The organism is Streptomyces sp. SID14478, from assembly GCF_010548525.1.
Lineage (GTDB): Bacteria > Actinomycetota > Actinomycetes > Streptomycetales > Streptomycetaceae > Streptomyces.
In genome coordinates this window covers 1-7,435 of the sequence record NZ_JAAGMG010000877.1, presented here as the reverse complement: position 1 = coordinate 7,435, position 7,435 = coordinate 1, and the positions used below count along the sequence as shown (strand labels likewise).

At 73.0% G+C, this 7,435-nt stretch carries 6 protein-coding genes and 1 tRNA gene; 5 read left to right on the top strand and 2 right to left on the bottom strand.

Features of this window, described 5'->3' with window-relative positions:
* From G3I40_RS28790 to G3I40_RS28780, 3 genes are all read left to right on the top strand, one after another.
* A partial coding sequence (locus G3I40_RS28790) for a DNA polymerase III subunit delta' (RefSeq protein ID WP_164305402.1) occupies window positions 1-1,027 on the top strand: 1,027 nt, incomplete at its 5' end.
* A gap of 79 nt (window positions 1,028-1,106) precedes the next feature.
* The gene (locus tag G3I40_RS28785; RefSeq protein ID WP_164305400.1) at window positions 1,107-2,687 is read left to right on the top strand and encodes an alpha/beta hydrolase; all 1,581 of its coding nucleotides are present in this window, start codon (window positions 1,107-1,109) and stop codon (window positions 2,685-2,687) included.
* 94 nt (window positions 2,688-2,781) lie between these two features.
* Window positions 2,782-2,855 (top strand) — tRNA-Thr (locus tag G3I40_RS28780).
* A 63-nt stretch (window positions 2,856-2,918) separates the two neighbouring features.
* Here the strand turns inward: G3I40_RS28780 and G3I40_RS28775 are convergent.
* Window positions 2,919-3,668 (bottom strand): alpha/beta hydrolase, encoded by a 750-nt coding sequence (locus tag G3I40_RS28775; protein WP_164305398.1) that lies wholly within the window; start codon window positions 3,666-3,668, stop codon window positions 2,919-2,921.
* Between the two features lie 218 nt (window positions 3,669-3,886).
* On the opposite strand from G3I40_RS28775, the gene G3I40_RS28770 reads away from it, so the two are divergent.
* Both G3I40_RS28770 and G3I40_RS28765 read left to right on the top strand, forming a co-directional pair.
* The gene (locus G3I40_RS28770; protein WP_164305396.1) at window positions 3,887-4,399 is read left to right on the top strand and encodes a SigE family RNA polymerase sigma factor; all 513 of its coding nucleotides are present in this window, start codon (window positions 3,887-3,889) and stop codon (window positions 4,397-4,399) included.
* A 135-nt stretch (window positions 4,400-4,534) separates the two neighbouring features.
* A complete protein-coding gene (locus tag G3I40_RS28765; protein WP_164305395.1) occupies window positions 4,535-5,842 on the top strand; it encodes a hypothetical protein in 1,308 nt (435 codons plus the stop codon).
* Window positions 5,843-6,204: 362 nt separating this feature from the next.
* Here the strand turns inward: G3I40_RS28765 and G3I40_RS28760 are convergent.
* Window positions 6,205-7,435: bifunctional 3'-5' exonuclease/DNA polymerase (locus G3I40_RS28760; RefSeq protein ID WP_164305393.1), on the bottom strand; the 1,231-nt coding region annotated here is incomplete at its 5' end.

Below are 7,435 nucleotides of genomic sequence, written 5' to 3'. Positions count from 1 at the left end.
GGCGCGGGCCTTCGCGGCCGCGCTGCAGTGCGTGTCCCCGGACCGTGCGCTCGGCGGCGCCCCCGGCTGCGGGTTCTGCGACGGCTGTCACACGGCGCTGCTCGGCACGCACGCGGACGTCTCGGCGGTCGCCGCCGACGGCGCGCAGATCCTCGTCAGCGACATGCGCGACACGGTCCGCAAGTCGTACACGTCCCCGGCGAACGGACGCTGGCAGGTGATCCTCGTCGAGGACGCGGAGCGGCTCAACGAGAAATCGGCGAACGCGGTACTGAAGGCCGTGGAGGAGCCCGCCCCCCGCACGGTGTGGCTGCTGTGCGCGCCCTCGGTCGAGGACGTGCTGCCCACGATCCGCTCCCGCTGCCGCCTGCTCACCCTCAGCACTCCCGCCGTGGCCGCCGTCGCCGACATGCTCGTACGCCGCGACGGCATCGAGCCCGACGTGGCGGCGAACGCCGCCCGTGCCACCCAGGGCCACATCGACCGGGCCCGGCGCCTGGCCACCGACCCGCGCACGCGGGAGCGCAGAGCCGCCGTGCTGAAGGTGCCGCTGCGCGTCGAGGACGTGGGCGGCTGCCTCAAGGCCGCGCAGGAGCTGGTGGACGCGGCCGCGGAGGACTCCAAGCAGATCGCCGAGGAGGTCGACACCAAGGAGACCGAGGAGCTGAAGGCGGCGCTCGGCGCGCAGAGCGGCGGGCGGATGCCGCGCGGCACGGCCGGGGTCATGAAGGACCTGGAGGACAAGCAGAAGCGGCGCCGCACCAGATCCCAGCGCGACAGCCTCGACCTGGCCCTCACCGACCTGACGGGCGTGTACCGGGACGTGCTCGCGCTGCAGCTCCGCTCGCGGGTGGCGCTCGCGAACACCGAGATCCAGGACACCCTGGAGCGGCTGGCGCGCAGCACGTCACCGGAGTCGACGCTGCGGCGCATCGAGGCGATCGGCGCCTGCCGGGACGCACTCGACCGCAATGTCGCGCCGCTGCTCGCGGTCGAGGCGATGACGCTGGCGCTGCGGGCCGGATGACTCCCCGGGCGGCCAGGCCCCCGCCCCGCCCGCGGGCACACAAAGTGACCCGCCCGGCGCGGAGGGTTACGCTCGCCCGATGTACTCCAGGCGCCACCCCTTCACTGCCCGCCGCCGCCGGTTCGCTCCCCTCACCGCGGCTTCCGCGCTGTTGCTGGCCGCCATCTCGGCCTGTTCGCCCGGGAGTTCGCAGACCGCGGGCGCCTCGCTCGCCGCGCTGCCCAGCTCCGATGAGTCCCGGCTGAGCGCCTACTACGACCAGAGCCCGAAGTGGCGCGAGTGCGGCGCCCCGGGCTTCGAGTGCGCCACGCTCAAGGCGCCGCTCGACTACGACGAACCGTCCGCCGGTGACATCGACCTCGCGGTCTCCCGCCACAAGGCCACGGGTCCCGGCAAGCGCCTCGGCTCGCTCCTGGTCAACCCGGGCGGCCCCGGCGGCTCCGCGATCGGCTACCTCCAGTCGTACGCGGGCATCGGCTATCCGGCGCAGGTCCGCGCCCGCTACGACATGGTCGCCGTCGACCCGCGCGGCGTCGCCCGCAGCGCGCCCGTCACTTGCCTCGACGGCAAGCAGATGGACACGTACACGCAGACCGACGTCACTCCGGACGACACCGGCGAGCAGGACCGGCTGACCGCGGCCTTCAAGAAGTTCGCGTCCGGCTGCGAGACGCACGACAAGACCTCCGCGCGCGTCCTGCGGCACGTCTCCACCGTCGAGGCGGCCCGCGACATGGACCTCGTGCGCGCGGCCGTCGGCGACGAGAAGCTGAACTACGTGGGCGCCTCCTACGGCACCTTCCTCGGGGCGACGTACGCGGGGCTGTACCCGGACCGGGTCGGCCGGCTGGTGCTCGACGGCGCGATGGACCCCGCGCTCTCGGCGCGCGAGCTGAACCGGCAGCAGACCGCCGGGTTCGAGACGGCGTTCGCGTCGTTCGCGAAGGACTGCGTGGCCCGCGCCGACTGCCCTCTCGGCACCGGAACCCCGGACCAGGCGGGCGAGCGCCTCAAGTCCTTCTTCACCGCCCTCGACCGCACCCCGATCGGTACCGGCGACCCCGACGGCCGCAAGCTCGGCGAGGCCCTCGCCACGACCGGGGTGATCGCCGCGATGTACGACGAGGCGGCCTGGCCGCAACTGCGCGACGCGCTCTCCTCGGCCATGAAGAAGAAGGACGGCGCGGGCCTGCTGGCGCTCTCCGACAGCTACTACGAGCGCGACCCCGACGGCACGTACACGAACCTGATGTTCGCCAACGCCGCCGTGAACTGCCTCGACCAGCCCCCGTCCTTCACGTCCCCGAAGGAGGTCGAGGAAGCTCTGCCCTCCTTCGAGAAGGCCTCCCCGGTCTTCGGCGCCGGCCTCGCCTGGTCCTCCCTGAACTGCGCCCACTGGCCGGTCCCGCCCACCGGCGAACCGCACCGCATCACCGCCGACGGAGCCGCCCCCATCGTCGTCGTCGGCACCACCCGCGACCCGGCCACCCCCTACCCCTGGGCGAAGTCCCTGGCCGCCCAGCTCTCCTCCGGCCGCCTCCTCACCTACGACGGCGACGGCCACACGGCGTACGGCCGCGGCAGCGACTGCATCGACGGCGCGATCGACACCTACCTCCTCACCGGAACCCCGCCGACGGACGGAAAGCGCTGCTCGTAGCCGGTTCCGGCTGGTCAAAAAGGGGGGACGGAGCACCCCGGGGGAGCGTGTAGGATTGGCGACGTTGCTGACGCACTCCGGTGCGCGCGGCGGCGCCGCCTTAGCTCAGATGGCCAGAGCAACGCACTCGTAATGCGTAGGTCTCGGGTTCGAATCCCGAAGGCGGCTCTGTAGAAGCCCCAGAACTCACTCGCCGTGATCTGGGGCTTTTGCCTTTCCTGGGCCCGGCACTTATGTCGTGCGCGGGCCGCCCCACCGGTGTTCCGGGGCCACCCTGCCGGCAGCCAGGTCGAGCAGCACGTGGGCCGTCTCGGTCGGGTCGACCAGTTGGTGCAGGTGGGCGCCGGGCAGCTGGGCCACCTGCCAGTCGCGGGCGCGGGCCTCCGCGGCCATGGGCTCGTACGGCGGGCCGAAGAGCAGGTACGAGCAGGGGTGGTCGGGCCAGCCCGCGGGGACCGGGACGTGCTGCTCGTAGTAGGTCAGGGGGAGGGTGGGCTGGTCGGCGACGACCGTGCGGCGGGTCTGCGGGTCGGGGAACATCGGCGCGACGTCGGCCTCGTCCCACCAGTCGGTCCAGCGGGGCAGCGTGCCGTTCACCGCCAGGGGGCGCAGGAAGGCGAGGAGTTCGGGCGGGGCAACGGGCGTCGGCCCGGTGCGGTCCGGGAGCGCGGCGTCGACGAACACCGAGGCGGCCACCGGGTGGTCGAGGGCCTCGCGGATCGTCGGGAGGAACAGGCCCGCGTTGCTGTGCGCCACCAGGACCAGGGGCCGGTCGCGGCGCACCGCCCCGAGTCCCGAGCGGACGGCCGCTGCGATCCCGGGCCAGAACGGGGGTTCGCCGGCCGCCACGTCACGCAACGCCGGCACATGCGCCTCGTGCCCCGTGGCCATCAGCCGCTCGGCCACCGGCTGCCAGGTGGAGGGGCCCACCGACGGGCTGTGGACGAGGACGAAGACCGGGGCAGGGGGAGAGGGAGGCATGGGGGGATTTTCGCGCGTGGCGTGCGCGGGTGCCGGGTTCTCTGCCGAGGGCGAAGCGCGGGGCGAGCCGGCTGTCCGTCGGCCCGGGCGTTTTCGACCCCGCGTACGCCGTGGTCTTGAGCTGCGGGTCGGGGAGTCGGTCGGCCTCTGTGCAACATTTCCGCGGGGTCGCCGCATTTATCAGGTGTGGGTGACAGACGGAGGGGGAGAGCGTCGCGATGAGAGGGTCGCTTGAGGGGGCGTTCCGGGAGTTCGCCGAGGCTCGTACGGGGCAACTGTTCCGGTCCGCCTGTCTGTTGACCAGTGGTGATACCCATCTCGCCGAGGATCTGGTGCAGGAGACGCTGGGGCGGATGTACGTCGCGTGGGGGCGGTCCGCGGTGCGGCTCGGCAATCCGGCGGCGTACGCGCAGACCGTGCTCGTGCGGGCCTTTCTCGCGCATCAGCGCCGCCGTTCCGCGGGGGAGCGCCCCTCGGACTCCCTCCCGGAGGCGGCGGTCGCCGGGGCCGGTGATGCGTCGCTGCGGCTCACTCTCCTCGATGCGCTGCGTCAACTGCCGCCGAAGGACAGGGCTGTTGTCGTGCTGCGCTACTGGGAGGACCGCTCGATCGAGGAGACGGCCGACGTGCTGCACCTCAGCTCGTCCGCCGTGCGCACCCGCAGCAGCCGCGCGCTGGCCCGACTGCGTGCCCAACTCGGCGGAAATATTGGGGAGTTCGCCGCCTATTGAGTGGCCCGACGGGGCGGCCCGATGGGCGGCTCGATGGGCGGCCGGCTGAGCGATCTGTTGAGACCTGTTGAGAACTGCTGAGGGGCCTGCTGACAGGCCCGTTGATCATTCGTATACGCAGACGGGAGTGCCGGGATGACCGGGACGGACGACAACCGGGACGACAGTCGGGACGTGTTCGAGGGTGGGCTCGGCCTGGCGTTGCGGCGCGCCGGGGAGGGGTTCTCCGCGGAGGGGCGGGCCCTCGTCGACGGCGGGGTGCTGCGCGGGCGCCGCCGGCTGCGGCGCAGGCGGACCGGTGCGGTGATCGGGAGCGTGGCGGCGCTGGCCGTCGTGGGGCTCGGGACGTCGTACGTCGCCGGGGCTTTCGACGCCGGCGGTGCCACCGGGCGGGGCGGGGTCGCGGCGCGGACGAGCGCTGCCCCCACCAAGGCCCCGGGCAAGGCGCCCGGCAAGCAGGGTGGTCACGGCAGCGCGCCCCAGCTCAGCAAGGACAAGGTCATCGCCGTACTCGAAGGACTGCTGCCCGAGGGGAAGGTGAGCGGGCGGGAAGGGCGCGGCACCGCCGATCGGCTCGGGCCGCTCGCGCACCTCGTGTACGACGACGGCCGAGGCAAGGGTGCCATCGGCGTCAGTGTGGGCGCGGTCGACCCGGACGGTGCGGCGGTGGAGGAGCAACTGCAGTGCCCCGACAAGCGGTTGGTGCCGTACGACGCGTGCACGAGCGAGACGCTCGGTGACGGGTCGAAGCTGCTGCTGATGCGCGGTTACGAGTATCCGGACCGTCGCGTCGACACCAAGATGTGGCACGCCTACCTCGTGACGCCCGAGGGGTACACGGTCGACGCCGGCGAGTGGAACGCCGCCGCCGAGAAGGACGCTCCCGTCTCCAGGGACCAACCGCCGCTGAGCATGGCGCAGTTGAAGGCCCTGGTGACTTCGTCGAAATGGCGGCCCGTGATGGAGGCCGTCGGCACGGCGGCGCCCGAGGCACTCGCGCAGCCGCCGGCCCTCGGCACCGACAAGGCCGCCATCCTGAAGAAGCTCAAGGGGTTGCTGCCGCAGCGGGCGAAGGTGACCGCGGAGGGAGGACAGGACGCCGGGTACGCGTATGTCGTGGTCGACGACGGCAAGGGTGCGACGCTCGTCCAGATCAATGTGCAGTCCGGCATGAACGATGTGCGGGGGGATCTGTTCGGGTCCGACGCGGAGTTGCTGCCGGACGGCACCCAGGTGGCGACGCGCAAGGGGGACGGGGACGACAAGGGCGGCGCCGGCATCGTGATGTGGACCGCCGACACGATGCGCAAGGACGGCTTCCGGGTCGCCGTGTCCGCGTTCAACTCCGGATCGCAGACCACCGACGCGACGCGCGCCGAACCCGCCCTGACGATGGCCGAGTTGAAGAAGATCGCGCTGTCGCCGCAGTGGACCCAGGGGTAGTCGCAGGTGGGTTCAGGGGGTGGTCGCCGTGGGCCCGGAGGTAGCCGCGGTGGGCCTAGGGAGTGATCGCCGTGGCTCGTGGGTGGCCGTGGTGGGCTCAGGGGGTGGTCGGCGTGGGCCCCGGGGTGGCCGTGGTGGGCTCAGGGGGTGGTCGGCGTGGGCCCCGGGGTGGCCGTGGTGGGCTCAGGGGGTGGCGGAGGTGGGGTCAGGGAGTGATCGCCGTGGGCTCGTGGGTGGCCGCGGTGGGCTCAGGGCGTGGTCGTCATGGGCCCGTGGGGAGTCACCGTGGGCCCCAGGGAGTCGCAGAGGATCCACGGTCGGTCAGCGGCCCAGCGGCCCAGCGGCCGAGGGTGGGGGGCGGGTCATTTCGCGTCTGCATAGCACTCCACCACCGCCGTGGTGAACGGGAACCGCACCGGCGTCTCGCCGAACGTCAGGCGCCCCGCGAGCTCCGAGGCCTCCCGGATGGCGTCCGCCACCCGGGGGGCCTCCGCCTCGGGGCAGTGCACGATCACCTCGTCGTGCTGGAAGAACACCAGCTCGGCCGCCAGGTCCGTGAGGGAACGGCGCAGCGCGGCAAGGACCAGCAGGGTCCAGTCGGCGGCGCTGCCCTGCACCACGAAGTTGCGGGTGAAGCGGCCGCGCGCCCGCGAGTTCGAGGACGCGTAGCCGTACGTGAACTCGCCCTCCGCACCCGCCCGTTCGGGCTCGTCCTGCGGGAGCCCGGCCTCTTCGGCCTCGGCGGAGCCGACCGCGGGCGGGCACGTCCGGCCCAGCCAGGTGCGCACGAGGCGGCCCTCCTCGCCGGCCCGGGCCGCCTCGTCCACGTACGCGACCGCCTTCGGGAAGCGGCGGCGCAGCAGGGCGAGGTTCTTCAGGCCGTCGCCGGAGGTCTGCCCGTATATGGCGCCGAGGACGGCGAGCTTCGCCTGGGCCCGGTCACCGGAGAACGCCCGGTCCGAGACCGCCTGGTACAGGTCGGTGTCCTGGCCCGCGACCTCCATGAACGCCGGGTCGCGGGAGATCGCGGCGAGCACCCGCGGCTCCATCTGCGCGGCGTCCGCGACGACGAGGCGCCAGCCGGGGTCGGCGACGACCGCGCGGCGGATGACCTTGGGGATCTGCAGCGCCCCGCCGCCGTTCGTCGTCCAGCGGCCCGAGACCGTGCCGCCCGGCAGGTACTCGGGTCTGAAGCGGCCCTCGCGTACCCAGTCCTGGAGCCAGGACCAGCCGTGCGCGGTGTAGATCCGGTACAGCTTCTTGTACGCGATCAGGGGCTCCACCGCCGGGTGGTCGATCGACTCGATCGTCCAGCGCCGGGTCGAGGTGATCTTGATGCCGGCCTCGGCGAACGCCTTCACCACGTCCGCGGGCAGGTCGGGGCGCACATGCCGGCCGAACGCCGCCGACACCTCGTCCGCCAGCTCCGCGAGCCGCCGGGGCTCGCCGCCACCCGCGTACCGCTCGCCGAGCAGCTCCTGCAGCACGGCCCGGTGCACGTCGGCCCGCCACGGCAGCCCGGCCAGGCGCATCTCGGCGGCCACCAGCATGCCCGCCGACTCCGACGCGGTGAGCAGCCGCATCCGCTCGGGC